Source organism: Nocardia sp. BMG111209, from assembly GCF_000381925.1.
Lineage (GTDB): Bacteria > Actinomycetota > Actinomycetes > Mycobacteriales > Mycobacteriaceae > Nocardia.
On the sequence record NZ_KB907308.1, the window covers coordinates 554970 to 579854 of the forward strand.

24 protein-coding genes are annotated in these 24885 nt (G+C 69.9%); 7 read left to right on the forward strand and 17 right to left on the reverse strand.

The features are described 5' to 3' along the window. Positions 1-71 precede the first annotated feature (71 nt). On the forward strand, positions 72-1301 hold the full coding sequence (locus tag G361_RS0126110; RefSeq protein ID WP_019930070.1) for an MFS transporter: 1230 nt from the start codon (positions 72-74) through the stop codon (positions 1299-1301). Positions 1302-2196: 895 nt separating this feature from the next. After that, on the forward strand, positions 2197-2613 hold the full coding sequence (locus G361_RS0126120) for a hypothetical protein (RefSeq protein ID WP_019930071.1): 417 nt from the start codon (positions 2197-2199) through the stop codon (positions 2611-2613). Positions 2614-2706: 93 nt separating this feature from the next. Here the strand turns inward: G361_RS0126120 and G361_RS0126125 are convergent, their stop codons facing one another. Next, positions 2707-3714 (reverse strand): 3-isopropylmalate dehydrogenase, encoded by a 1008-nt coding sequence (locus G361_RS0126125; RefSeq protein WP_019930072.1) that lies wholly within the window; start codon positions 3712-3714, stop codon positions 2707-2709. A 128-nt stretch (positions 3715-3842) separates the two neighbouring features. Further along, positions 3843-5441 (reverse strand): phosphoglycerate dehydrogenase, encoded by a 1599-nt coding sequence (serA, locus tag G361_RS0126130; protein WP_019930073.1) that lies wholly within the window; start codon positions 5439-5441, stop codon positions 3843-3845. Positions 5442-5728: 287 nt separating this feature from the next. On the opposite strand from serA, the gene G361_RS0126135 reads away from it, so the two are divergent. Next, positions 5729-6832 carry an alkaline phosphatase family protein gene (locus tag G361_RS0126135; protein WP_019930074.1) on the forward strand — a complete coding sequence of 368 codons (1104 nt, stop codon included), beginning with the start codon at positions 5729-5731 and terminating at the stop codon, positions 6830-6832. Positions 6833-6942: 110 nt separating this feature from the next. Here G361_RS0126135 and G361_RS44940 read toward each other — a convergent pair whose 3' ends face one another. The 11 genes from G361_RS44940 to G361_RS0126195 all read right to left on the reverse strand — a co-directional run bounded on the left by G361_RS44940 (position 6943) and on the right by G361_RS0126195 (position 19078). After that, positions 6943-8970 (reverse strand): ATP-binding protein, encoded by a 2028-nt coding sequence (locus G361_RS44940; protein WP_019930075.1) that lies wholly within the window; start codon positions 8968-8970, stop codon positions 6943-6945. A 233-nt stretch (positions 8971-9203) separates the two neighbouring features. Beyond that, a complete protein-coding gene (locus tag G361_RS0126145) occupies positions 9204-9410 on the reverse strand; it encodes a cold-shock protein (protein WP_019930076.1) in 207 nt (68 codons plus the stop codon). A gap of 574 nt (positions 9411-9984) precedes the next feature. Further along, the gene (locus tag G361_RS0126155; RefSeq protein ID WP_019930078.1) at positions 9985-10197 is read right to left on the reverse strand and encodes a cold-shock protein; all 213 of its coding nucleotides are present in this window, start codon (positions 10195-10197) and stop codon (positions 9985-9987) included. A 110-nt stretch (positions 10198-10307) separates the two neighbouring features. Then, positions 10308-12143: a 3D-(3,5/4)-trihydroxycyclohexane-1,2-dione acylhydrolase (decyclizing) gene (gene iolD / locus G361_RS0126160; protein WP_019930079.1), complete on the reverse strand. Its 1836-nt coding sequence runs from the start codon at positions 12141-12143 to the stop codon at positions 10308-10310. Between the two features lie 56 nt (positions 12144-12199). Continuing rightward, positions 12200-13090 carry a 5-deoxy-glucuronate isomerase gene (gene iolB, locus G361_RS0126165; protein ID WP_019930080.1) on the reverse strand — a complete coding sequence of 297 codons (891 nt, stop codon included), beginning with the start codon at positions 13088-13090 and terminating at the stop codon, positions 12200-12202. Between the two features lie 214 nt (positions 13091-13304). After that, complete coding sequence (locus G361_RS0126170) at positions 13305-14195, reverse strand: hypothetical protein (protein WP_019930081.1); 891 nt, start codon at positions 14193-14195, stop codon at positions 13305-13307. A 90-nt stretch (positions 14196-14285) separates the two neighbouring features. Then, the gene (iolC, locus tag G361_RS0126175; protein ID WP_019930082.1) at positions 14286-15257 is read right to left on the reverse strand and encodes a 5-dehydro-2-deoxygluconokinase; all 972 of its coding nucleotides are present in this window, start codon (positions 15255-15257) and stop codon (positions 14286-14288) included. Then, positions 15254-16036 (reverse strand): ATP-binding cassette domain-containing protein, encoded by a 783-nt coding sequence (locus tag G361_RS0126180; protein ID WP_019930083.1) that lies wholly within the window; start codon positions 16034-16036, stop codon positions 15254-15256. Before G361_RS0126180 ends, iolC begins: the two co-directional genes overlap by 4 nt. Then, positions 16033-17133 carry an ABC transporter permease gene (locus G361_RS0126185; protein ID WP_019930084.1) on the reverse strand — a complete coding sequence of 367 codons (1101 nt, stop codon included), beginning with the start codon at positions 17131-17133 and terminating at the stop codon, positions 16033-16035. Before G361_RS0126185 ends, G361_RS0126180 begins: the two co-directional genes overlap by 4 nt. Before the next feature lie 14 nt (positions 17134-17147). Beyond that, the gene (locus G361_RS0126190; protein WP_019930085.1) at positions 17148-18152 is read right to left on the reverse strand and encodes a sugar ABC transporter substrate-binding protein; all 1005 of its coding nucleotides are present in this window, start codon (positions 18150-18152) and stop codon (positions 17148-17150) included. Positions 18153-18166: 14 nt separating this feature from the next. After that, positions 18167-19078 (reverse strand): sugar phosphate isomerase/epimerase, encoded by a 912-nt coding sequence (locus G361_RS0126195; protein ID WP_019930086.1) that lies wholly within the window; start codon positions 19076-19078, stop codon positions 18167-18169. A gap of 267 nt (positions 19079-19345) precedes the next feature. On the opposite strand from G361_RS0126195, the gene G361_RS0126200 reads away from it, so the two are divergent. Then, complete coding sequence (locus G361_RS0126200; protein ID WP_026343532.1) at positions 19346-20350, forward strand: LacI family DNA-binding transcriptional regulator; 1005 nt, start codon at positions 19346-19348, stop codon at positions 20348-20350. A 49-nt stretch (positions 20351-20399) separates the two neighbouring features. Continuing rightward, positions 20400-21404, forward strand: a complete 1005-nt coding sequence (locus tag G361_RS0126205) for a Gfo/Idh/MocA family oxidoreductase (protein ID WP_019930088.1) — start codon at positions 20400-20402, stop codon at positions 21402-21404. A 2-nt stretch (positions 21405-21406) separates the two neighbouring features. On the opposite strand, the gene G361_RS0126210 is transcribed toward G361_RS0126205, so the two are convergent. Then, positions 21407-22189 (reverse strand): SGNH/GDSL hydrolase family protein, encoded by a 783-nt coding sequence (locus G361_RS0126210; RefSeq protein ID WP_036495533.1) that lies wholly within the window; start codon positions 22187-22189, stop codon positions 21407-21409. Positions 22190-22421: 232 nt separating this feature from the next. Here G361_RS0126210 and G361_RS0126215 point away from each other — a divergent pair, with 232 nt between their 5' ends. Beyond that, positions 22422-22835 carry a hypothetical protein gene (locus G361_RS0126215; protein ID WP_019930090.1) on the forward strand — a complete coding sequence of 138 codons (414 nt, stop codon included), beginning with the start codon at positions 22422-22424 and terminating at the stop codon, positions 22833-22835. 58 nt (positions 22836-22893) lie between these two features. Here the strand turns inward: G361_RS0126215 and G361_RS0126220 are convergent, their stop codons facing one another. Further along, positions 22894-23580, reverse strand: coding sequence for an alpha/beta fold hydrolase (locus G361_RS0126220; protein WP_019930091.1), 687 nt, complete (start codon positions 23578-23580; stop codon positions 22894-22896). 13 nt (positions 23581-23593) lie between these two features. Beyond that, positions 23594-23917 carry a helix-turn-helix transcriptional regulator gene (locus tag G361_RS0126225; protein ID WP_019930092.1) on the reverse strand — a complete coding sequence of 108 codons (324 nt, stop codon included), beginning with the start codon at positions 23915-23917 and terminating at the stop codon, positions 23594-23596. A gap of 204 nt (positions 23918-24121) precedes the next feature. Here G361_RS0126225 and G361_RS44945 point away from each other — a divergent pair, with 204 nt between their 5' ends. After that, complete coding sequence (locus G361_RS44945) at positions 24122-24736, forward strand: DUF3558 domain-containing protein (RefSeq protein ID WP_019930093.1); 615 nt, start codon at positions 24122-24124, stop codon at positions 24734-24736. A 12-nt stretch (positions 24737-24748) separates the two neighbouring features. Here the strand turns inward: G361_RS44945 and G361_RS51510 are convergent, their stop codons facing one another. After that, positions 24749-24877, reverse strand: coding sequence for a hypothetical protein (locus tag G361_RS51510; RefSeq protein WP_019930094.1), 129 nt, complete (start codon positions 24875-24877; stop codon positions 24749-24751). Positions 24878-24885: the final 8 nt, after the last annotated feature.

A 24885-nucleotide genomic window follows, 5' to 3' on the forward strand; every position in this document is an offset into this window, starting at 1 on the left:
GGGTGTACCGTGAGCGTCGTGTTCAAGGAGTAAGACTTGAATCCCATTATATGAGATACCGAGGTGAGGATATGACCGCCGCGACCCCGATCAGCGCGACCCGCCGGTGGAGCATGCTCGGCCTCGGAGTGTTCGCGCAGGGTTCCAGCGCCGTGATCGTCAACGGCACCCCGTTCCTGTTGCCCGCCTTGACCGATCGCGGAATGCCTTTGGCCACAGCGGGTCTGCTGGTCTCGATGCCGACGGTGGGCCTGGTGTGCACCCTGATCGCCTGGGGCTACGTGGTGGACCGGTTCGGCGAACGGGCCGCCCTGGTGGCCGGACCCGCGCTGACCTGCGCCGCGGGCGCCGGCGCGGCCGCGTCCATGGCGGCGTACGCGGCCGGCCGCACCGTCCCGGCCTCGGGGTATGTCGTCCTGGGCGCCCTGCTGTTCCTGGCCGGACTCGGCGCGGGCAGCACCAACGGGGCCAGCGGACGGGTGATCGTGGGCTGGTTCCCGGCCGATCAGCGCGGCCTGGCGATGGGCATCCGGCAGACCGCGCAACCGCTGGGGGTGGCCGTCGGCGCCCTGACGATCCCGGCCGTCGCTGCGGCACACGGGTTTTCCCTCGCGATCCTGATACCCGCGACGATGGCCGGGGTGGCGGCGATCGGCTGCCTGCTGGGCATCGTCGATCCGCCCCGGCCGCCGGCCACCGGCGACGCGCGCCCCGCCAACCCCTACCGTGGCGACAGCACGCTGTGGCGCATCCACCTGGTCTCGGTGCTGCTGGTGATCCCGCAGTCCACGGTCTGGACCTTCGCACTGCTGTGGCTGCACCGCGACGCGCACCTGTCCCTGACCGCCGCGGGTGCGGTGGTCACCGCCACCCAGCTGCTGGGCGCGGCGGGCCGCATCGGCGCGGGCGCCTGGTCCGACCGGGTCGGCAGCCGGCTGCGGCCGCTGCGCACGGTGGCGATCGCGGCGGTGTTCTCGATGGCGGGCCTGGCCCTGACCGCGTGGCTGCACTGGTGGTGGCTCGCGCTGCCGATCCTGGCGGTCGCGTCGGTGATCACGGTGGCGGACAACGGATTGGCCTTCACCGCGGTCGCGGAGATCGCCGGACCCTTCTGGAGCGGCCGCGGTCTGGGCATCCAGAACACCGGGCAGAATCTGGCCGCCGCGGCCATCGCCCCGGTCTTCGGCGCCCTGATCACCGCGGCGGGCTTCCCGTCGGCCTATCTGGCCGCCGCCCTCGTGGCGGCCGCCGCCGTCCCACTGGTACCCCGGGACCGCTCCCGCGTCCCCGCCGCGGCCTGACCCGCCGACCGTCACACCCCCGCTCGCGCAGCCGTATTCGAGCGGGGGCGTGGCCGTCGGCACGGCCGCCGCGGGGCACCGGCTAACGGCGAGCGAGCACCTCCGGCGGATGCCACGAGTTCGCTGGGCCCCGAAATTCTCTTCCGGCGACGCGCGGATCGCGGCGGCGGCACGGTCACGGCCGGGCGAATTCGTCACGCCGGCGCAACAAATCCGAGATCCGATCGATTCAGATGCCCACGAGTAGAGGGGAACTCGGTACGCGGCAGCCGGCCGATCGATCACCCGGATCGACGGTGGTTTCCGAACCGCGTTGGTATCGAGGACATCCGGTGCTCCGATCCCGGCCCGCCGGACCGGAGTGCCGGCGGAGGTTCCGGTACCCAAACGGTTGGAGCTACAAACATATCCTGCCACACCGGAGGTCCGTCGGATGCCTTGTCCGCCTTGCCCATCCCCCACCCCCGGCTTGGACGGTCAACCGGACGGTCATACCGCGGGGACATGACAGATCGGCATACGCGGCGTACGAAACCTACTTCGAAACAACAACTTCTACGTTCCGGGCCGGTTCCCGTACGGTCGGAGATCGGAACCGGGCATGCGCGGCGGGGCCCGAGGTGACCGAAAAGTCTTGTCCGCCTCGATATCTGCGCAGCACTCACTACTCTTCGGCCACGACCGCCGACTCCGGTGGACGCGTCGTCGAGGACCGCCCGCTCGATACGAATCATGGGACGAGCCCGGCCGTCCGGCACCGCGGCATGCCGAGTGCTGCATGTTCACGGACACGTCCGGGGGCCGCCGACGGGCCGCGGAACCCCGAACGGTACCGTCCAACCGCGTTTCGTGGTTCTTGCTCTGCCGTCGATCGGTTCACACGAGTAGGAGGGCGATGTCGAAGTTCACGCGTTCGTTCCTGGCGGCCCTGGCCGTCGCATATCTCTCGTTCGGCCCGGTGCCCTGGTTCGGGCCGGCACCGGCGCGGGCCGACGAGCCGACCCTGATCATGCTCGGTTATCGCGACGACGGCCGCACGATCGCGGCCGGGCCGGGCGATCTCGTACGGGTGCTGCTCGTCGGCGGACGGGACGAGCAGGGGGCCTGGGCATGGGACACACCGGTTTCGGCGGATCCGGCCGTGCTGCGGCAGCACGGCGGCCGGGCGCCGCAGGCCGGTACGGCGGAGTCGATCTTCACGGCGGTGGGGCCGGGCAGTGGGACGCTCGTCAGCGCCCGCAGCTGCGTTCCGGAGCCGGGCACCGCCTGCCCGGATCCGGTGCCCTGGCAGGTCACCGTCGTCGTGCGGTGACCACCGGCGGCGCCTGACCGGCCACACGCCACCATGCACGCGAAAGGCCCTGCACCCGAACGATACTCGAGTGCAGGGCCCGTCGGCGGCGAATCAGACGGCGGCGGCGATCCGATCGCCGATCGCCACCGTGGACGCGGCACCCGAGCGGGAGGCCAGATCCTTCGCGACCGCGGATTCGATCCGGGCGGCCGCCTCGGTCTCGCCGAGATGGTTCAGCAGCAGCGACACCGACAGGATCGCCGCGGTCGGGTCGGCCTTCGCTTGGCCCGCGATATCCGGCGCACTGCCGTGCACGGGCTCGAACATGCTCGGGTTGACGCCGGAGGCATCGATGTTGCCGGAGGCGGCCAGGCCGATACCGCCGGAGACGGCCGCGGCGAGGTCGGTGATGATGTCGCCGAACAGGTTGTCGGTGACGATCACATCGAATCGGCCCGGATCGTTCACCATGTGTATGGTGGCGGCGTCGATGTGCTGATACGCGACCCGCACATCCGGATATTCGGCGCCGACCTGTTCGACGGTGCGCAGCCACAGCGAGCCCGCGAAGGTGAGCACATTGGTCTTGTGCACCAGGGTCAGATGCCGGCGCCGCGCCTGCGCCTTGTCGAAGGCGTACCGCACGACCCGCTCTATCCCGAAGCGGGTATTCGTGCTGACCTCGGTGGCCACCTCGTGCGGGGTGCCGACGCGGATCGCGCCGCCGGTGCCCGTGTAGGGGCCCTCGGTACCCTCGCGCACCACCACGAAGTCGATATCGGGATCGCCGCTGAGCGGACTGGTCACGCCGGGATACAGCTTCGACGGCCGCAGGTTCACGTGGTGATCGAGCGCGAACCGGGTGCGGAGCAGCAGGCCGCGCTCGAGGACGCCGCTGGGCACCGACGGATCACCGATCGCGCCGAGCAGGATCGCGTCGTGCTGCCGCAGCTCCGGCAGCACCGAATCCGGCAGGATCTCGCCGGTGGCGTGGTACCGCTTGGCGCCCAGATCGTATTCGGTCTTCTCGACCCCCGGCACGACCACGTCGAGCACCTTCAGCGCCTCGCCGATGACCTCGGGACCGATACCGTCACCCGCGATGACAGCCAGCTTCATAGGACCATTGCTCCATTTCGTCGGTACGGCTCGGGCCCGCAAGTCCGCCGGGAACCCGTGACCGGAGGGGTTCGGACGCGACGGAACCGAGTGCGGCGCACGGCATCGCGGCCGTGCGCCGTAACGGCTCAGCTCAGGTCGACCTGGGCGACCTTGGCGGCGCCGACGACCTCGGCGATCGCGGCCCGCACCTCGGCGGGAACCGGCTCGGCGACGCGGAGGATCACGGTGGCGCCCTCCTTGTCGACGTCCTGGGTCAGCTGGGCGGCCAGGATGTCGATACCGGCCTCACCCAGCTTGGTGCCGATCTTGCCCAGCGCACCCGGGCGATCGTCGTAGTTGAGGATGGCGATGTTCAGGCCCTCGGCCCGCAGATCGTAGTTGCGGCCGTTGATGTTCACGATCTTCTGCACCTGCTCGGGCTCGGTGAGCGCACCGGCCACGTTCAGGGTGCGGCCGTCGCCGAACACCGCGCGCAGATCGACCAGGCTGCGGTGGCTCGGGCTCTCCGACACCGTGGTGACGGTGGCCTCGATACCGCGCTCCTTGGCCATCGCCGGCGCGTTGACGAAGGTGACCTGATCCTCGACCAGTGCCGAGAAGATGCCGCGCAGCGCCGAGAGTTCCAGCACCGCAACATCTTCCGACGACAGCTCGCCGCGCACCTGGACCTCGACGCTGACCGGCAGCTCGTCGGACAGCCCACCGAGCAGCACACCCTGCTTGCGCACGATCTCGAGCCACGGGGCGACCTCTTCGCCGACCGCGCCGCCGGTGACGTTCACCGCACCCGGCACGAACTCACCGGCCAGCGCCAGCAGCACCGACCGGGCGACGTCGGTGCCCGCGCGGTCCTGCGCCTCGGAGGTCGACGCGCCCAGATGCGGGGTGACCACGACCTGCGGCAGCTCGAACAGCGGGCTGTCGGTGCACGGCTCGGTCTCGTACACGTCGATACCGGCGGCGCGCACGTGACCGGAGTTGATCGAGTCGGCCAGGGCGGTCTCGTCGATCAGGCCGCCACGCGCGGCGTTGACGATGATCACACCCGGCTTGGTCAGCGCCAGCTTCTCCGCGGAGAGCAGGCCCTTGGTCTCCGGGGTCTTGGGCAGGTGGACCGAGATGAGGTCGGCGCGCTGCAGCAGCTCGTCCAGCGACAGCAGCTCGATACCGAGCTGAGCGGCGCGGGCCGGCGATACGTACGGGTCGTACGCGACGATCTTGGTCTCGAACGCGGCGAGGCGGGCGGCGAACAGCTGGCCGATCCGGCCCAGGCCGATCACGCCGACGGTTTTGCCGAAGATCTCGACACCGTTGAACTTGCTGCGCTTCCAGGTGTGCTCGCGCAGGGTGGCGTCGGCGGCCGGGATCTGCCGCGCGGCGGCCAGCAGCAGCGTGACCGCGTGCTCGGCGGCGGTGTGGATGTTCGAGGTCGGCGCGTTGACGACCATGACGCCGCGCTCGGTGGCCGCGGGCACGTCGACATTGTCGAGGCCGACACCGGCGCGCGCGACGATCTTCAGCTTCCGGCCCGCCTCGAGCACCTCGGCGTCGACCGTGGTCGCCGAGCGCACCAGCAGCGCGTCGGCCTCCGGCACGGCGGCCAGCAGCTCGGGACGATTCGGGCCGTCGACCCAGCGAACCTCGACTCCGTCACCGAGCGCATCGACGGTCGACTGGGCGAGCTTGTCGGCGATCAGAACAACAGGACGGCCATTCTGGCTCACTGTGGGGCACTCCTGGGGAGATGGGGGTCGGCAGTTACCGCCGACCAGCTTAATGGGCGAGCCCCGGACCATCGGCCCCACCCGTCGGCCGCACCCACTGCCCGGAGAATCCGCAGGCCGCAGCCGCCACCGTTGTCGACCTGTTCGGGCCGCGCGGGGAACATCCCGGGGAACATCACGGTGAACGCATGAACCCGATACGTCCACCCCGTGCCGGGGGCGCGAAACCTTCGCGAACAGCGACGTTCCGCCTGGATACGGCCGGTTTCCGCGGGCATTTTCGAAGTATGCCCCTCGACCGGCGCACCTTCTCGGCACTGCTGGCCACCGGACTCACGGCCACCCTCGCGGCGGCCGTGGCACCGAATGCGGCGGCGGTGTCCGGTGATCCGGCGCCGGACGCCACCCGTCCCGACCCCGCCCGCGGCGCCGCGGCGAACAAGATCGCGGTGATCGGCATCGACGGCTGCCTCTATACCGAACTGCTCGCCGCGGTCACGCCGAATCTGCGCCGGCTCGCGGCCGAGGGCACCCTCTCCCGCTACTCGATCGCGCCGCACACGACGATCTCGTGCCCGTCCTGGTCGGCGGCCCTGACCGGCTACTGGGACACCCGCACCGGCATCTGCGACAACGACGGCACCTGCCGCCCGGAGGTCTTCGCCACCTATCCGACGGTCTTCCACCGCGTGAAAACCGCAGCGGCGCAACGCCGGACGGCATCGATCGCGACCTGGGACACGATCAGCACGATCGCCCGCACCGGCGAACCGCACGCCGATCTGATCGTCACCGCCGGCGCCAACCGGTACGGCACCTACGGCTGCGAGGCCGATATCGACACCGAGACCGCGGCGGCCACGGTCGCCGCGATCACCGCGGGCACCGACCTGGTGTTCACCCACCTCGACCAGGTCGACATCGCCGGTCACCGGCTGCGCGCGGCGAACCCGCAGGCGTACCGGGACGCGATCAGCCGGGTGGACGTCCTGGTCGGCGGCATCGTCGACGCGGTCGACACCCGCTCCCGCGCGCACGGCGAGCGCTGGACGATCCTGGTCACCACCGATCACGGCCACAAGCCCGAGGGCGGGCACGGCGGCCAGAGCGCTTACGAGACAGCCAGTTTCGTGATCGCGCGCGGACCGGACTTCGCGGCGGGACGGCAGTACAACGGCTACTCGCTGATCGACCTGACCCCGACCGTACTGGACCTGTTCGGCCTGCCCCCGGTCCCCGAACTGGACGGAAAATCCATGCGCACAGGCGGTTCCGCCGATCCCTCGCAGCCGATCCCGGATACACCGGTCGTCGGCCGGGTCACCGATCCGGCCCGGCTCGCGGCGCTACCGGTCCCGTTCGACACCGGTTGCATCATCGGTACCGTGTGACCACCGGTGGATACGGCGTCTCATCCGCCTGCGGGGGCGCCGCCCCGGACCGGCGCGGGCACCGGACGGCCCGAACCCCTCGCTCGGGCCGCATCCGGCCGGTCACCGGCTCAGCCCGCGCGCACACCGTCCGCCGGGCCCGCGTCCTCCTCGGCGCGCATCTCGTACACCCGCTCCAGGAAGTCGCGGTGCGCGCGGAGGGTGGAATCCAGCAGTTCCCGCCAGGTGCGGCGGTCGATGCGGGCATCGCTGTCCAGCGAGGAGCGCGAGGCGGGACGCAGCCGGTCGATGTGGTCGACGATGAATGTCAATCGGCGGCGCGGGAATTGAGCGCCGATGCGCGGGTTCTCGGTGAGGAAGGTGTCCAGCGCGTAGAGATAGTTGATGGCGCGGTTGTACTCCTCGTCGGTGAGGTGGTAGTCCATCCGCTTGATCTCCACGATCCACAGCTCGCCGGAGTCGTGCAGCAGTACGAAATCCGGTTCCCGCTTCTCGCTGCCGATCGAGGTGGTGAGCAGCGTCTCGCCGTATTTCTGTGCGTACCAACGCTCGAAGCTCGCCCGGACCCGCTTGAGCGATTCGTTCATGCCCAGCGGCGTCCATTCCGGGGCCAGCAGCCACGGCGCCCGCTCGATCAGTTCCTGGAACGGCCGCTCCAGCGAGCGCCGGTCGTCGACGAGCCGGTGCAGGCGGCCCACCACCGCGACCCGCTCGCTGGCGATCTGGCCCAGCGAGTAGATCTCGGCGACCCGCGCCCGCTCGAACAACGCCACCACCACATCCATCCGCGGATCGGTCTCGTCGGCGATCTCCTTGAGCGTCTCCAGCAGACTGCGCTGCGGGCCCAGCGACAGTGCCAGCCGCACAATGCTTTCCACATGACCGGGATCCTCGAGCGCGGCACGGTCCTTGTTGGCCACCAGGATTCGCGCGGCGTCGACCACCGAATCGCGGAACATCCGGTCGCCCGGCGCGATCGTGTCCAGGGTCTGGTAGATGTGCGACTTTTCGACGAACTCCTCCCAGACCCGGCGCCGGATCGACCGCTCCCCCATCCGGCCGATCTCCCGGATCAGCTCGTGCCCCCACACGGCCAGCGCCTCGCCGCGCGGCGAATTCCACATGATGTCCTGGCGATCGGAGCGGACCAGATCCTCGTCGTCGTCGAGCCAGTCGACGTGGATGGCCCCGACCAGATAGGAACGCAGCTTGAACTCGCCGGTGAATCCGGCCGGGATACCGAAGTCCCGGGTCTGCGCGACGATCTTGCCGCGGGCGTACAGCCGCACCCCGGCCATCGCCTCGTCCTTGTAGGGCTGCCGCGAATAGGCCACCCAGCCGGACACCGGCAGCTGGCCGCGGCCGTAGCGCACCGGCCGGTCGGCGACGTCGACGCGGGTCTCCTCCATCACGTCGACCGGCAGGTCGCTGAGGGTGAAACTCTCACCCTCGCCGGCGCTGTTGTGGACCTCCACCCGCCAATCCGAGCGTTCGATACCGAACCGCGCGGCCAGCTGCCGGTTCAGCTCCGGACCGGAGTTCACCCGCTTGCGGAAGAAGTCGCGCAGGATCACGGTGGTGCCGCGCTCGGCGGCGACCGTACCGTCGAGTTCGCCGACGGCCGGGAAGTAGTCGCTCTCGGTGTCGGAGAGCATGTCCTGCAGATCCATCACGATGTGCGACACCGGCCAGCCCGCGTCGGTCCGGTCGCCGGGTTCGCTACCGGCGGTGACGACTTCGATGGTGCGGCAGATCCCGAAGGCCGCGAGTTTCCCGATTCCCTTGCGGCCCATGACCGGTCGCTGCCGTTCGCGGGAGAGATCGGAGCCGGTGCGCAGCCGCCGGTCGGAGCCGACCATCAGATAGTGCTCGTTCATCTCGGCCGCGGTCATGCCGTGTCCGTTGTCCCGCACGATGATCTCGTACTGCGGTTCCTCGGCCACCCGCACGGTTCCGGCGAGGGTGACACCCCACGGCAGCACCACCTCGACCACGGTGGCGTCGGCGTCGTAGGAGTTGGCGATGAGTTCGGCGAGAACCGCCGAAACCCGGTCGTACAGTTTGATTCCCAGCTTGTCGATCGCGAGCCGACTGATGCGCATCGTGTACTTGTGGTCGGCATGCACGTCGCTGTCCATGATTCGGATCTCCGCCCGATCGGGCAGCCGCCACTCAGCTACCGCTGAGCGCCATCCTCGTCCGTGGCATTGACCAGGGCCTGAACACCAGCCCACCAGCCCGTCACAACCCGATCCCGGCGCCGGGCGTACATCTCGAATCGGTTACCGACCGGTTCGATCCGGCCGGGAGAAACGCAGCGGCCCCGCGCCGTGAGGCGCGGGGCCGCTGACAAAGTCGGTGGGACCGCCGATCAGGCGATCACGCGGACGCCCTGGGCCTGCGGGCCCTTCTGGCCCTGCCCGATCTCGAACTCCACACGCTGTCCCTCATCGAGGGAGCGGAAGCCCGAACCCGCCACGGCCGAATAGTGCACGAACACATCCGGGCCGCCGTTTTCCTGAGCGATGAAGCCGAAGCCCTTCTCGCTGTTGAACCACTTCACTACGCCTTGCGCCATTTCATACCTTCTGTAGACGAGCTCGGCCGACCAACCTTCCGGGCGACCCAGTCTCGATGTACCCAGATTGCCACGCCGGTGACCACATCCGCCACAAGTCCCCTCACCAGTGGTGGTTGCCGCGGGTCTGCCGGGTACCCATAACCGCCGCAACCAGGGCCTTGTGATCATCTCGTGATTGTCGTCACGCAGATCTGTGAAAATGCTCCGAGAATGCTGTACGCGGCTCGCGGGTAATGGTCGGCCGGAAAGGCGCCGGGCCCCGGGCGGCGTCCGCCCGGGGCCCGTGCACGGCCGCGTCACACGGCCATCGTGCGAGCTCAGTGGCCGAAAGAGCCCGTCGACAGGGTGTTGACCAGGCCATTGAAGGCCGCACCCAGGGTGTTGAACACACCGTTCACAGCCGCACTTCCGGTGTCGATGATTACGGGGATCATGAAATACCTTTCGATCGTGCTATCCAGTTGAACTGGCCGGCACCCCGTTGTATCTCGGGTTGATAAATACCCGTTAACCAGAATTGCGGAGAAGTGACCGATGCAACAGAATTACCACGACTGTGGGCTACGACACACTATAGCGCGGGCATAACGAAGACGTCGACGGCCTCGGGGCCCGCCTTCGCCCGGCGGACCTCGAACCGCACCCGCTGCCCGGCCACCAGCGAACGGAAGCCCTCTCCGACGACCGCCGTGTACTCGACGAAGACGTCCGGTCCGCCGTCGTCCGCGGCGATGAACCCGAAACCCTTCTTGCTGTCGAACCACTTGACCGTGCCGTGTGCCATTCGCCCTTACCTTCTCGTCGTCTGATCGTCATCGATCGGAACAGACGCCCCGGCGAACGATAGCCAGACAACCGCCCGCAGTCCAGACGAGCCGCGATACCGGTTCGCCGTCAGCGGTAACGCCGTTGTGCCCGTTTTCCGGCGTCGTAATCCACTCGCCCGCCGAGATGTTCGGGCACGCCGACCTCCCACCACGCGCCGGTGTCCGTCCAGGTCGCCGGTTGGGTGCGGACCACGACCACCGCGGGCCGCGATCCGGTCCGGGCGGCCACCCGCGCCTGCGCGTACGCCTCGTGGAATCCGACCAGATCGTCGGCGGTGAATACGGCGCAACCGAGTGAATGCGCGTGCGCGGCGAAATCGACTCGTGGCGGCGCCGGATGATTGGTGCGGCAATCGGCGTAGAAGTTGTTGAACGGCACGCCGCCCTGACTCTCCTGCAATCTCGCGATCACCGCGTACCCGCCGTTGTCGCACACCACCGCGACCAGTGGGTGCCCGGCGAAGGCCGCGGAGAACAGTTCCGAATTCAGCATCAGATACGAACCGTCACCGAGCAGTGTGGTCACCAGCCCGCGCCGGTGGGCGATGGCCGCGCCCCACGCACCCGCGATCTCGTATCCCATACAGGAGAAGCCGTATTCGACATCCATGGTGGGTTCGCCCCCGCTCGCGCGCCAGCCGCCGACCACCTCGCCGGGCAGGCCGCCGGCCGCGGTCATCACGTAGTCACCGGAACCGCTGAGGTCGTTGACGGCGCCGACGATCTGGGCATAACTGGGCTGCCCGGCCGCCGGCGCGCGCAACTTGTCGACGTAACCGTCCCATTCGGCGCGCACCTCGGCGGCGCGGTCGGTCCACTGCCGGTCGGCCTCCCAGCCGTCGAGCAGGCCGGGCAGATCCTGCAGCGCCGCATCGGCATCCGCGACCACGGCCACCGAACCGTGCTTCACCGCGTCGAATCCGGCGGCGTTGATACTGACCAGCCGGGCCTCGGGGGCGAACACCGTCCAGGACGCGGTCGTGAAGTCCTGCAACCGGGTTCCCACCGCGAGGATCAGATCCGCCTCGGCGGCAAGGGCATTCGCCGAGGTCGAACCGGTGATGCCGAGCGGCCCCGCGTACAGCGGATGGTCGTGCGGCACCAGGGTCCGCCCCGCGGTGGTCTCGACGATCGGAATACCGTGCCACTGCGCGAATTCCAGCGCCCGCGGACCGGCCCCGGAGTACCGCACGCCGCCGCCGAGCACCAGCAGCGGCCGATCGGAGTCCCGCAGCGCGGCCGCGGCCACGGCGAGCCGGGTGCGGTCGGCGCGTGGGCGCGCGACGGAGTGCACGACCGGCTCGAACAGCGATTCGGGGAAGTCGAAGACCTCCGCCTGCACATCCTGCGGCAGGGCCAGCGTCACCGGCCCGGCGTCGGCGGGATCGGTGAGCACCCGCGCCACCTGGGGCAGCGCCGCGAGCAACTGCTCGGGCCGGGTGATCCGATCGAAATACCGGCTGACCGAACGGAACGCGTCGTTCACGGTGGCGGTGCCGTCCCCGAAGTGCTCCACCTGTTGCAGCACCGGATCGGGGGCCCGGCCGACGAAGGTGTCGCCCGGAAGCAGCAGCAGCGGAAGCCGATTCGCGTGCGCGACCCCGGCGGCGGTGACCATGTTCAGCGCACCGGGCCCGATCGAGGAGGTCGCGACACCCACCTGGCGGCGGTGCGCCGCCTTCGCCAGGCCGACCGCGGCCAGCGCCATGCCCTGCTCGGTGTGCCCGCGCCACACCGGGATCAGATCGCTGCGTTCCTGCAGCGCGGTACCCAGCCCCAGCACGTTGCCGTGCCCGAAGATCGCGAAAACCGCTGGGAACAACGGCACTTCACGTCCGTCCAGGGTTTCGGAGTGCTGAGCGATCAACCAGGCCACCAGTGCCTGCGCAGTAGTCAGTTCCATCTCGATGGCCCCTCGTGCTCCGTAACCGTTTCAGTGAAATCGACAGTGATGTGGTCTCAGCGCACCCGGCCGGCGGAACCGGTGACCGGGCAACGAGGGTCGGCCGGCACACCCGCCCAGCTGTCGCGCACCCAGCCGTGGGCGGGATCGTCGCAGAAGGCCATCGAACGCTGCGGCGCCGGACCGGCCAGCACGTTCAGGTAGTACATCGGATATCCCGGCGCCGCGACGCAGGGACCGTGGTAGCCGCGCGGGATCAGGAACACGTCGCCGTCGCGGACCGCGACGTTCTCGTCCAGCGACCCGTCGGCGGTGTAGGTCCGGTGCAGCCCGAAACCCGTTGGCGAGGGGGTGATCCCGTCGGGCCCGGCGATGCGGAAGTAGTAGATCTCCTCGTTGACCACCTCGCACTCGGTCGCCCGATCGTGCTTGTGCGGCGGATACGACGACCAGTTCCCGTCCGGGGTGATCAGCTCACAGGCATTGAGCTTGTCGGCATGCTCCCACACCCCCGGCACCCCGAAGTTGGTGACCTGCCGGGTGGCCCGGCCCGCACCGCGAACCTCCACCGGAACCTGTTCGGCCGGACCGTATCTCGGCTCGAGCCGGCGCGCACACCGCGCCATGGGCAGGGCGATCTCGGCATCGGCCGCCGCGGTGAGCGCCACCTCGGCATCGCGCGGCACGTACGCGAAATCCGTCACGCGTGTGAATACCGAATCGCGCCCGGCCAATTCGAACACCTGCCCGTCCACCCGTACCGTACAACCACCGGCCAGCGGCAGCACGAACGCCTCGTACCCACCAGTGTGCACGATACGTTGCTGCCCGGCTGCCAATCGCAGCACCCGCAACCCGGCATAGGTCCATCCGGCCCCCTCCGGCGTCAGCAACACCGGATCGCCGCCGTCGGCGAGAGTTCCGGCAGGCCGATGCAATGAACTCATACCGACCTCACCTCCGGACTCCCGTCCCGATCCAGCCACACCCGTTGCAGCCTGGACATTCCGGACGCTGCCCACCGCCGCCGGACCCGCGGCCGAGAACCCGGCCGTCCTGCGAGATCCCGCCCGCGAGCGTACCCGGCACACCGGTCTGCCGCCGTCCCACCGGAAGGGCAACCCCGGCGTTGCCACACCCCCGATCCGGTTGCCACCGCCCTCACGCTCCCAGCAGCCGGGCGGCCGCGGCGACCGCGCCCGCGACGTCGCCGTCCGGTGGGTACAGCAGGCTGCGGCCGACGACCAACCCGCGCACCACATCGTGACCGAGCGCTCCGCCCCAGGCCGCCAGATCGACGGCCGGATCACCGGACGGTGCGCCGCCGAGCAGCAACACCGGCAGTGTGGTCGCGTCGAGGACCGAGATGTCCTCCGGCGCGGGGATTTTCAGCCAGGTGTGCGCACTGGTGACCCCCAGCCCGGACGCCACGGTGACGGCCCGCTGCAAGGCGGCCGAATCCTTGTGCATCACCAGCGATCCCGCGTGGTCGCGGCTGTACGGCAGCGGCTCGACCATCGCCATGAGCCCGTGCGCGGCCAACTCCGACACCGCGCGGGCGCAGGCGTGCAGTGTGGGAATGGTCCGGGCATCCGAATCCACCAGCCGCAGCAGCATTTTGCCGCCGTCGAGCCGGAATCGCACCAGCGATTCGGCGTCGTATCCGGTGAACCGGTCGTCGATCTCCCAGTCCGCGCCCGCGAGTCCGCCGCGGTTCATCGAGCCGATCACGATCCGGTCGTCCAGCGCCCCGAGCAGCAACAGCTCCTCGACCACGTCCGGCGAACCGAGCACCCCGTCCACGGCGGGATTGTCGAGTGCGATCAACAAGCGCTCCAACAATGTTCGCCGATCCGCCATCGCCGTCCGGTCCGCCCCGACCCCCAGCGCACCGCGCGCCGGATGGTCCGCCGCGAGCAGAAACAGCGTGCCCCGCGCGGACAACAGCCGCGACCGCCGCCGCCGATCGGCATACGCCCGCCGCACCGCCGCCGGCTCCTCCACCCGCACCCGCAGCAGCTCCCGCCACCGCTCACCGGTCAGATACACCACACCTCCCTCGACTCGACCGAATTATGTTCCGGCACATCGACTTCACAGCCGACTGCCAGCGATACCGGCCACACCGGAACGCCGGCGACCTCACTCACACAGCAGCCCCTCGATCTCGGCGGCGGTGGGCATGGCGTCGGCACACGCCAGCCGCGAAGCCACCAGGGCCCCGGCCGCATTCGCGTACACGGCGATCCGGTGCGGATCCCAGCCGGCGAGCAGACCGTGGATCAGCGCGCCGCCGAAGCCGTCGCCGGCGCCGAGTCCGCACACCACCTCGACCCGGCACGGCGGTACCGTCCAGCGTTCGGACTCGGTGGCGACCAGGACACCATCGGCGCCGCGCTTGACCACCGCCAGCCCGACCCCGCGCGCGAGCAGCCGGTCGGCGGCCTCGTCCGGATCGGCGGTACCGACGGCCACCTGCATCTCGGTCCGATTACCGACCACCACGGTCACATGGTCGATCATCGCGCCGATCTCGCGCGCGGCGGTCTCGGTATCGGGCCAGAACATCGGCCGGTAGTCGATGTCGAGCACGGTGTGGGTACGCCGAGCACGGCGGCGCAGCACCTCGTGCTGGGTACCGCGCGCCGGTTCGGCGCTGACACCGGTGCCCGTGACCCACAACAGCGGCACGGCATCCACCACCTCCCACGGAACATCGGCCGGAGTGAGGGTGAGATCGGGTGCGATGGGCGCGCGATAGAACAGCAGCGGCGGATCCGCGGGCGGGTTCAGTTCGCAGAACACCACGGGCGTCTGGAGATTCGGCGCGGTCGCCACATGATCGGGCGAGACCCCGAACTCCCGCAACGCGGTTCGCACGTAGTCGCCGAAGCCGTCGGGGCCGACCTTCGTCAGCACCGCGGTACGCCGGCCCAGCCGAGCGGCGGCCACGGCGACGTTGGTCGCGGTGCCGCCCAGTGACTTCGCGAAGGTCCGCACCTCCGCCAGCCGCACCCCGCTCTGCTCCGGATACAGGTCCACCCCGACCCGCCCGATCGTCAACGCCTCCGGCAGCCCGCCGAGTTCACCCCGCGAACCGCCGAATCCGCTCACGGCCGGACCACCCGCCGCAATTCGTGCTGCAGCGCTTCGAGTTCCGCGCCACCGGCCATCTGCCGGGTCAGCTCGTTCACATCGATCTCGGACTTCCGATAGGAACCGCACACCGCACCGCGTTCGAGCAGCACGAAGCGGTCGCCGACCGGATACGCGTGGTGCGGGTTGTGGGTGATGAGCACGACCCCCAGCCCGCGGTCACGCGCCTGCACGACGTAGCGCAGCACCACCCCGGCCTGTTTCACCCCCAGCGCCGCGGTCGGTTCGTCGAGGATCAGCACCTTCGCCCCGTAGTGGACCGCGCGGGCGACCGCCACGCACTGCCGCTGCCCACCGGACAGCGTGCCCACCGGCTGTTCCAGATCGTCGAGCTCGATACCCATGTCCGACAACGCGTTCCGGGTCGTGCGCAGCGCGCGGGTGCGATCGAGCAGCCGGATCGGCCCGATCCCCCGGGTGGGTTCGGCGCCGAGGACGAAATTGCGCCACACGCTCATCAGCGGAACCACCGCCAGATCCTGGTACACGGTGGCGATTCCGCGGTCCAGCGCCGCCCGCGGCGAGGCGAACCGCACCGCCTCGCCCTCGACCCGCAGTTCACCGGTGTCGTGCCGGTGCACCCCGGCGAGGATCTTGATCAGCGTCGACTTCCCGGCGCCGTTGTCGCCGAGCACACAGGTGACCTCGCCGGGCTCGACCACCATCGACACATCCCGCAGGGCCACCACGCCGCCGTAACTCTTTCCGACACCGGCGGTTTCGATCAACGGGCTCATCGGCGCACCCTTTCGGCTCGCTTCGCGAAGGCATTGTTCACCAGCACCGCCGCCAGCAGCAGCACGCCGAGGAACAGCATGAACCAGTCGTTGTTCCAGCGCGCGAACACGATTCCCTGCCGCGCCATCCCGAAGATCAGCGCGCCGATCGACGCCCCGATCACCGAACCGTAGCCGCCGGTGAGCAGGCAACCGCCCACCACCGCCGCGATGATGTACTGGAACTCCAGTCCCACCCCCTGATTCGCCTGGACCCCGGCGAACCGCAGGACGTTCATCGAGCCGACGATCCACGCCGCGCCCGCCGTGGTCATGAACAACAGGATCTTCGTGCGCACCGCCGGCACGCCGACGGCCCGCGCGGCGGACAGCGAACCGCCCACGGCGAAGGTCCGATTGCCGAATCGGGTGCGCAGCAACACCACTGCCGCGATCGCGGTGAGCGCCAGCCACCACAGCACCGAGGACTGGTACCGGGTGCCGCCGATGTCGACGGTGGAGGCGAATACCGAACCGGCCGAGGAGTATCCGGCCGCCGACCGCATCCCCGAGACCTGCACGGTGCCGGTGATCTGCCGGGTCACCCCGAGGTTGATCCCCTGCAGCGCGAGGAACGTGCCGAGCGTGACGATGAAACTCGGTAGTCCCGTACGCATCACGAGCCAGCCGTTGAGCGCGCCGACGGCCAGCGCGAACAGCAGCGACACCACCAGCGCGGGCCACACGTTCCACCCCCAGCGCGTCGCGAGCAGCGCGGTGACCAGCGCGGTGGACGCGGTCATCACACCGGCGGACAGATCGAATTCACCGCCGATCATGAGCAGCGCCACCGCCACCGCCATGATCCCCAGCGTGGACGCGTCGTCGAGCCAGGTGGCCACGCCGAGCGCGCTGAGGAATCTGCCGGTGGCGAGCGAGAAGAACGCGAAGACCAGCAGCGCGCCGAGCGCGGCGCCGATCTCCGGCCGCACCAGCAGCCGGTGCAACAGTCCGCGCCGCGGCGGTGTCGACGAGCCGCGCGACGGCGGTTCCGACGAGCCGCGCGACGGCGGTTCCGACGAGCCGCGCGGCGGCGGTGTCCCGGTAGCGGAGACCATGGTCTTCCCGGGCCTCAGCGGGTGCCCTGGCCGATGAGCTTGGCGATGGCCTCGACGTTGCCCTTGTCCACGAAGGCCGGTCCGGTCTGGATCGGGGTGCCGCCGCCGAGCGTATTCGCGTTCGACTTGTACAGCCGCAGCATCACGATCGGCAGATATCCCTGCTCGTACTGCTGCTGATCGATCGCGAACAGCAGCGTGCCCGCCCGCAGCGCGTCCACCACGTCGCTGTTGAGATCGAAGGTGGCGACCACGGCCTTCGAATGCGCCTCCCCGGCCCCCGCCACCGCCCGCGCGGCGATCTGCGAGTTCAGCGTGAGCACGGCGTCGATCGCCGGATCGGATTCCAGCGCGCCCTTGATCCGGGCCTGCGCGTCGGTCGGATTGTTGATGTCGACCTGGAGGGTGGTGGTGACGCCGAACCCGGTGGTCGCCCCGGCGCAGCGCTGCGCGGCGCCGATATTGCCCGCCTCGTGGATCACGCAGAGCAGCTTGGTCTTTCCGGCATCCTTCAACCGCTTACCGGCCTGCTGCCCGGCCAGTTCCTCGCTCTGCCCGACATGTCCGATCGCGCCCAGCGCGGCGCTGGCGGATTCACCGGAGTTGATGGTGACCACGGGGATCCCGGCGGTCACGGCGTTGCGCACCGACGTCTGCAATGCCTGTGGATTGGCCATCGACACCACCAGCCCGTCGACGTGCTGGGCCACCGCGTTGTCGATGAGCTTGGCCTGCTGGGCCGGATCGCCGGAGGCCTGATAGTCGACGTGTACGCCGAGATCCTTACCCGCGGCCTCGGCGCCGTTCTTGACCACGTTCCAGAACGCGTCGCCGGAGCTGCCGTGGGTGACCACCGCGACATTGTGCAGCGCGCCGGCCGCGGCCGGCGCCGGGGACGGGGTCCCGGTCTGTGCCGTGGGGGTCTCGGAGGCGGGCCCGCTGCACGCGGCGAGCACCGCGGCGACGGCGATCCAGGGTGCGAGACGTCGCAGGCGGCGCGGTGTCGACTTCGTTGTCATGATTTCCTGCTCTCCTAGCGATATTCCAGTGGCCGCAGGCCACCGTGCCGCCGATCCGGCGACAGATATCGCAGGCTGCGCTCGGCGTCACGACTCGGACCGGACGCGGTGTCGCCCGGCGACAGCGTCGTGTCCTGTTCGATCACGTACCAGCCGCGGTATCCGGCGGCCTCGGTGGCCGCCACGATGGCGGCGAGGTCGACATCGCCGTCGCCCAGCGGCGGATACAGTCCCCGCCGCACGGCCCGGCTGTATTCGATTCGGCCACAACGGATCTCGTCGGCGAGGTCGCGCCGCACATCCTTGAGGTGCAGATGCCCGATGCGATCGGCCCAGCGCCGGGCCAGCGCCACCGGATCGGCGCCGCCGATGAGCAGATGTCCGGTGTCGAGGCACAGGTCGACATCGCTGCCGGCCAGGAAGCGCTCGACCTCGGCCGCCGTCTCCACCTGGGTGCCGACGTGCGGATGCAGAACCGTGCGCAACCCGTGCGTACCGGCCAGATCGCGGACCGCCGCGGCGGTGTCGATCAGCGCCCGCCAGCCCGCGGCATCGAGCGGGACGCGGGAGTCGTAGCCGGTCGCGCCGGTGGCGGCGGCCAGGACCAGCACCTCGGCGCCCGCGGCGGCGTACAGCGCGGCGGTGCGGCCCGCGGCGTCCAGGATCGGATCGCGGTCGAGATGCAGCGGCAACGCCAGGAATCCGCCGACCGCGCTGAGGCCGTACCGCTCCAGCAGGGCCCGGCGCGCGCCGGGATCCTCGGGCAGATATCCGGGCGGCCCGAATTCGGTGGCCGTGAAGCCCAGCGCCGCCATCTCGGCCAGCACGGTGTGCGCGTCGAGCACGTGGCCCCAGCCGGGGACCTCGCACACTCCCCAGGAGATCGGCGCGGCGGCGATGCGTAGCGGATGCGGCGTTTCGATCATCGGAATCTCCGGCCTGTCGATGCCAGCTGACATATCCCCGTCATTGGAGCGCTCCAACTATGTAACCTGGATCACGCCGGTGTCAAGGGTCGACGCATCCTCGTGAATATGGCCCTCACCTCGGAAAATAAGTCCCTACCTGGGAGAATTCCGAGAACCGAATGGGGAAGTTCGCCCGATTGGAGCGCTCTATTGAACGGCTCGCCGACGGCCGGTAGCGTTGGCCGCCGACGACGCGGGCACCGCAGCACAGGAGAGGCCGACCCGATGACGCGACCGACGATGGAGGATGTGGCCACCCGCGCCGGCGTCTCCCGCGCGCTGGTCTCGCTCGTCATGCGCGGATCGCCGAAGGTCAGCGACCACCGCCGCCGCGCGGTGCTGACCGCCGCCGCGGAACTCGGCTACCAGCCGCACGCCATGGCCCGTTCGCTGGCCAGCCGCACCTCCAGCATCGTCGGCGTGCTGGTCTCCGACCTGCACAACACGTTCTTCGCCGACGTGGTCGAGGGGATGGACGCCGCCGCGGCGGCGGCGGGCCTGGAACTGATCCTCACCACCGGCCACCGCAACCCCGCCCGGGAACGCGACGCGCTGCACAGCCTGCTCGGCTTCCGGCCGGGCGGGACCGTCCTGCTGTCGCCGGTACTGCCCGCGGCGGCCATCCGGCAGGCCGCCGAGCGCTGCCCGGTCGTGCTGGTGTCGCGCACGTCGAGCGCGCCGACGGTCGACACCGTCAACGACGACGGCGAATCCGGCGTCGCGCTGGCCGTGGATCATCTTGTCGCGCTGGGACATCGGCGGATCGTGCATCTCGACGGCGGCGCCGCCTTCACCGCGCCGCCGCGCCGCAAGGGATATCTGGCGGCGATGGACCGGCACGGACTCGAGCCCATGGTGATTCCCAGCGAGCATACCGACGCGGCCGGTGGCGCCGCGGTGCGGCGGCTGCTGAAGCTGTTCTCCCCCGGCGACTTTCCCACCGCGCTGGTGTGCGGCAACGATTTCGCCGCCGTCGGCGCGATGTCGGCGCTGGAGGAGGCGGGACTGAGTGTCCCCCAGGATGTTTCGGTGGTCGGCTACGACAATTCGTCGCTGGCCGCGCTGCGGCACATCGCGCTGACCACGATCGACCAGCCGCGGCTGGAGATCGGCCGCCTCGCGGTCGCCGCGCTGGTCGAGCGATTACGCGCCGAACGCACCCGGCCGGTGCGCCGCCGGGTGCCGCCGGCCCTGGTGGTCCGGGCCACCACCGCCCCGCCGTCCCACTGAACCGAGTGCACCGCAAGCCATTCCGAGCCGCTACGGACAAGGAGCGCACATGACGATGAGGGTGGGTCTCGCCGGTACGGGCCGCATCGGCACCGCGCACGCGCGGACGCTGAAGGAGTTGCCGGGGGTCGGCGCGGTGGTGCTGACCGATGTCGACGGCGCGCGGGCCCGCGCCACCGCGGCCGAACTCGGCGTCGACGTCGCCCCGGACCTGGACGCACTGTTCGCCGCGGGCATCGACGCCCTGGTGGTCACCAGCGCCACCGATTCACATCCGGCCCTGATCATCGCCGCGGTCGACCACGGGGTTCCGGTGTTCTGCGAGAAACCGGTCGCCGCCGATATCGACGGCACCCTGGCGGTACTGCGGCACGTCGAGCGATCACCGGTCCCGGTGCAGATCGGTTTCCAGCGCCGATTCGATGCCGGTTATCGCGCGGCCCGCGCGGCGCTGACCGGCGGGGAACTGGGCTGGGTGCACTCGCTGCGGGCCACCACGCTGGATCCCGCGCCGCCGCCCGCGGACTATCTCCCCCGCTCCGGCGGTATCTTCCGGGACTGCGGCGTACACGATTTCGACAGCATCCGCTGGGTCACCGGCCGCGAGGTGACGGAGGTCTTCGCCACCGGAGCCAACCGCGGCGACGCGGCCTTCACCGCCGCCGGCGACGTCGACACGGCCGCGATACTGCTGACTCTCGACGACGGCACGCTCGCGACGGTCTCCCTGAGCCGCTACAACGGCGCCGGTTACGACGTCCGGCTCGAGGTGCTGGGTTCGCGCGGAAACATCGTGGCCGGACTCGACGACCGGACCCCGCTGCGCTCGGCCGAACCGGGCGGTGGCTCGCCGCAACGGCCCTATCCGGGTTTCCTGGACCGATTCGCCGCCGCCTACGCCGCGGAACTGCGCACCTTCCTCGCCGTCGCGGCCGGTGAGCGGGCGAACCCGTGCGGACCCGCGGACGCGCTCGAGGCCTTCTACATCGCCGAGGCGTGCGAGCGGTCCCGGCGCGAGCACCGCGCGGTGCCGATCGCCGAGGTCCGCCGCTGAGTTCAGGCGCCGGCCGCGGTCCGCAGAACCGGTTCCAGCACAGGGCGTTTCGCGACGGCGTCGTCACCGGAGGAGATGCCGCGCACCCGGCGCACCAGCCACGGCCAGAGCACCGCCACGAACCAGGCGATCTCGCGGTAGGTCGCGCGAATCCGGCTCATGTGCAACGGTTCCACCAGCGGATCGGCCCAGCTGTGGTCGGCGCCGTCGAGCCCCAGCGCCTCGGCGGCGGCGAGGGCGAAGCGCTCGTGCCCGAGCGGTGTGCCGTGCACCCGATCGGTGGCCCACACCCGCGGATCCAGCATCGACCGGGCCGCGAACAGATCCACCAGCCGGAGGTCGTAGCGCTCGGCGCACAGCCGGATCCGATCGTTGACCCGATCCACCCGCTCGGCGATGAACCGGGCCGCCGGGATGATCCGCCGCACGTCCGGGAACGTCGTGGTGATCACCGTCGCTCCGGCCTCGGCCAGGCGGGCGTACATCTTCTCCATCTCGTCGAGCGCCTCGTCCATATCGGAGGTGAGCGCCATGACGTCGTTCATCCCGACGCAGATACCGACCAGATCCGGGCGCATCTCCAGCGCCGTGTCGAGTTGTTCATCGCGGACCTCGGCGATCCGGCGGGCACGCACGGCCAGATTCGCGTAGAGCACCTCCGGATTGTCCTCGGCCAGCCGGTACGCGAGCCGATCCGCCCAGCCCACGAGCCCGTGCCGATCGTCCCCGTCCCACAACCCCTCGGTCTGGCTGTCCCCCATCGCAACGAATCGACTGAAAAGCATCCCAGCATTGTGTGCCGATTGCTCATCCGGTGCACAACCACGATTCGAACCCTTGTTGTGCACCGGGAAACGTGCGGTTGAACACATCGCGGAGAGCCGGTGCCGCCCCGGACCCGCCCATCGACCCGCGCCTACCGGCCGGACCAGGGCTTTCGCGGTAGATTCGGCCGCGATCGACCTGCCTTGCCCCGGTTGCGCACGCATCCGAACCCGCGACGGCGAGAGGAGATCCATGATCGGCCGCGTCAGCCGGATCACATCGGCGGCACTGCTCGCGACGACCCTGCCGGTGCTCGCCGTAACCCCCACGCCGGCCGCGGCCGACGGTCCCACCATCGTCGCGCTGCAGACCGGCGACGACGGCCGCACCATCATGGTCGCCCCCGGCGACGAGATCCACGTCCGGTTCTTCGCGCGCCACGCCGAACACGAGGACTGGAGCTGGGACGTACCCACCACCGGAAGTCCCGATGTGCTGTACCAGACCCACAGCACCACCGAATCCAACGGTGACAGTTCCGCGACCTACCTGGTGATCGGCCAGGGCCTCGGCGATCTCACCGCGCACCGCCGCTGCGGCGCCGACGAGGACCACCGCTGCCCGCCGGTCAATCTCCCGTGGAAGGTCCTGGTCTTCGTGCGCTGACCGTCACCACCAGCCGGTCAATCTGCCGTGGAAGGTCCTCGTCTTCGTGCGCTGACCGTCACCACCAGCCGTCGAGTCCGGCGAGGAATCCGTCGAGATCGTCGTTGTGGATCACGTGACCGGTATCGGCGACGGAGCGGACCTCGAAACCGCGCGTGGCCAATTCGGCCGCCCGCTCCGGTGCGACGGTGGCGCTGGGGTCGGCGAGCAACAGCAGCGCCGGGGCGGCGGGCGGCGCGGGATCGTAGCCGGGGAAGCCGTCCACCACCTCCAGGGTCCGAGTGTCCCAGTGCGACAACGCATCCAGTTTGAACTGCCACGCCTGCGGCGCCCACCGCGGACTCGCCGCGCGGACGTCCTCGATCGTCCAGTTCTTCTGGGCGCGAAAGGCTTCGGCGATCGCCGGATGACCCGCGAGCCAGGCCGGATCCTCGTACACCACCCGCGCGGGCCGCACCCGATCGACGATCGTGGCGAGCACGAGCGCACCCAGGGAATGTCCCAGGGCCAGTTCGGGTTCGCCCGGGATCGCCTCGGCCACGGCGTCGGCCACCGACTCCAGCCGGTAACCGGAAAGACGCGGGCTACGGCCGTGTCCGGGCAGATCGGGTGCGTAGACGTGATAGCCACGATCGGCCAGCGCGGGCCCGACCCGCCACCAACTGGTGGATTCGGCGGTCAGCCCGTGGATCAGCACGGCGGTCCGGTCGCCGTCGCCCCATTCGCGAATGTTCAGATCCGACATCGGTTCCCCTCGTTCAGGTTCGGTGGGTTGCGCGGTCGCGGGCGGCGGCGAGCAGCGGCGCCAGCAGTCCCGGGAAGCGGCGGTCGAGTTCGGCCCGCCGCAGGGTGAGGCGGCGATGTCTGCCCTCCTGCCGCGTCCGGGTGAGCCCCGCTTCCCGCAACACCCGGAAGTGATGCGACATGCTCGCCGCGGTGATCCCGAAATCGAATGCGACACAAGGGTGTTCGGCGCCGTCGGCCAGCTCGGCCACGATCCCGAGCCGCACCGGATCCCCCAGTGCGGCCAGCACCGTGACCAGGTCGATGCCCTCGATCGCCGGATGGTTCAGGCCGCGCACCGGGTCAGTCTATTCGACTATTAGGCAATCATCTAATCGTGTGCGTGTTCCGGCGCGATGCGGTCGCGTCGGTGGCCGCAGCCGGATCGTCACGAATTCGCCACGGACTCGAAGTAGCCGTAATGCCGCATCAACTGTCCATCACCCGCTCGAACACCGGCTAGTCTGTTTGCTGACTATTTGCCCTCAGGACAGGAGTCGCCGATGCCGCCGCTCATCAGCTCGCCGGGACCCCGGATCCTGCTCGCGATCGTCGCCGCCGCGGCGGCGGGCGCCTGCTCGTCGGGGGGTGGGGGCGGCGGGGAGACCTCCACCACGGCGACCGCGGGGACCGGCGCCGCCACGACGACGACCGCGCAGACCAGCGCCGCACCCACCACCACCTTCAGCGGCGGCCGCCTGTTCGATCCGTGCTCCGACCTCGGCGACAAGGCCCTGCGCGGCGCCGGCCTGGACCCGAAGACCAAGGGCGTCGACGATACCCAGAGCGATACCTGGCTGGTATGCCACTGGCAGCCGACCGATTCCGACAAGTACCTGGTATCGCTGCTGTCCACGAGCCGCACCCTCGCGCAGGGCCGCGAGAACGGCACCGTCACCGACTTCCGGGACGTGAAGATCGGTCCCCGCGCGGGCTTCACCGCCGTCGCCATCGACCCGGATCATCTGCGCTGCTATGCCGCCATGCCGGCGGCCCAGGGCATGTTCGAGGTGCTGGTGGTGTGGCGGGCCGGAGCGAAGGCCGGGCCGGGCGATCTGCCGCCGTGCAAGATCGCGGTCAAGTACGCCACCGCGCTGGAGCCCGATCTGCCCAAGTGACAAAGATTTCCGTCACACCCGGCCGAGAACCTCCGCGGCGACCCACGAGAGCGCCTCGGCCAGTTGCGATGTCGGCACCGGCAGCCACAGCGAGTATGCGGTCAGGCCGGCCTCGCGCAACTCGGCCAGTTCCGCGCGCACACTCGCCG

Bases quoted from the DNA above. Each gene is read 5' to 3' on its own strand.
- G361_RS0126135 (WP_019930074.1), top strand. From the start codon at position 5,729: ATGCCCCTCGACCGGCGCACCTTCTCGGCACTGCTGGCCACCGGACTC.
- G361_RS0126215 (WP_019930090.1), top strand. From the start codon at position 22,422: ATGATCGGCCGCGTCAGCCGGATCACATCGGCGGCACTGCTCGCGACG.
- iolD (WP_019930079.1), bottom strand. From the start codon at position 12,143: ATGGAACTGACTACTGCGCAGGCACTGGTGGCCTGGTTGATCGCTCAG.
- G361_RS0126145 (WP_019930076.1), bottom strand. From the start codon at position 9,410: ATGGCGCAAGGCGTAGTGAAGTGGTTCAACAGCGAGAAGGGCTTCGGC.
- G361_RS0126110 (WP_019930070.1), top strand. From the start codon at position 72: ATGACCGCCGCGACCCCGATCAGCGCGACCCGCCGGTGGAGCATGCTC.
- G361_RS0126155 (WP_019930078.1), bottom strand. From the start codon at position 10,197: ATGGCACACGGCACGGTCAAGTGGTTCGACAGCAAGAAGGGTTTCGGG.
- G361_RS0126190 (WP_019930085.1), bottom strand. From the start codon at position 18,152: ATGACAACGAAGTCGACACCGCGCCGCCTGCGACGTCTCGCACCCTGG.
- G361_RS0126210 (WP_036495533.1), bottom strand. From the start codon at position 22,189: ATGCTTTTCAGTCGATTCGTTGCGATGGGGGACAGCCAGACCGAGGGG.
- iolB (WP_019930080.1), bottom strand. From the start codon at position 13,090: ATGAGTTCATTGCATCGGCCTGCCGGAACTCTCGCCGACGGCGGCGAT.
- G361_RS44940 (WP_019930075.1), bottom strand. From the start codon at position 8,970: ATGGACAGCGACGTGCATGCCGACCACAAGTACACGATGCGCATCAGT.
- G361_RS0126185 (WP_019930084.1), bottom strand. From the start codon at position 17,133: ATGGTCTCCGCTACCGGGACACCGCCGCCGCGCGGCTCGTCGGAACCG.
- G361_RS0126120 (WP_019930071.1), top strand. From the start codon at position 2,197: ATGTCGAAGTTCACGCGTTCGTTCCTGGCGGCCCTGGCCGTCGCATAT.
- G361_RS0126125 (WP_019930072.1), bottom strand. From the start codon at position 3,714: ATGAAGCTGGCTGTCATCGCGGGTGACGGTATCGGTCCCGAGGTCATC.
- G361_RS0126200 (WP_026343532.1), top strand. From the start codon at position 19,346: ATGACGCGACCGACGATGGAGGATGTGGCCACCCGCGCCGGCGTCTCC.
- G361_RS0126180 (WP_019930083.1), bottom strand. From the start codon at position 16,036: ATGAGCCCGTTGATCGAAACCGCCGGTGTCGGAAAGAGTTACGGCGGC.
- G361_RS0126195 (WP_019930086.1), bottom strand. From the start codon at position 19,078: ATGATCGAAACGCCGCATCCGCTACGCATCGCCGCCGCGCCGATCTCC.
- G361_RS44945 (WP_019930093.1), top strand. From the start codon at position 24,122: ATGCCGCCGCTCATCAGCTCGCCGGGACCCCGGATCCTGCTCGCGATC.
- G361_RS0126220 (WP_019930091.1), bottom strand. From the start codon at position 23,580: ATGTCGGATCTGAACATTCGCGAATGGGGCGACGGCGACCGGACCGCC.
- G361_RS0126205 (WP_019930088.1), top strand. From the start codon at position 20,400: ATGACGATGAGGGTGGGTCTCGCCGGTACGGGCCGCATCGGCACCGCG.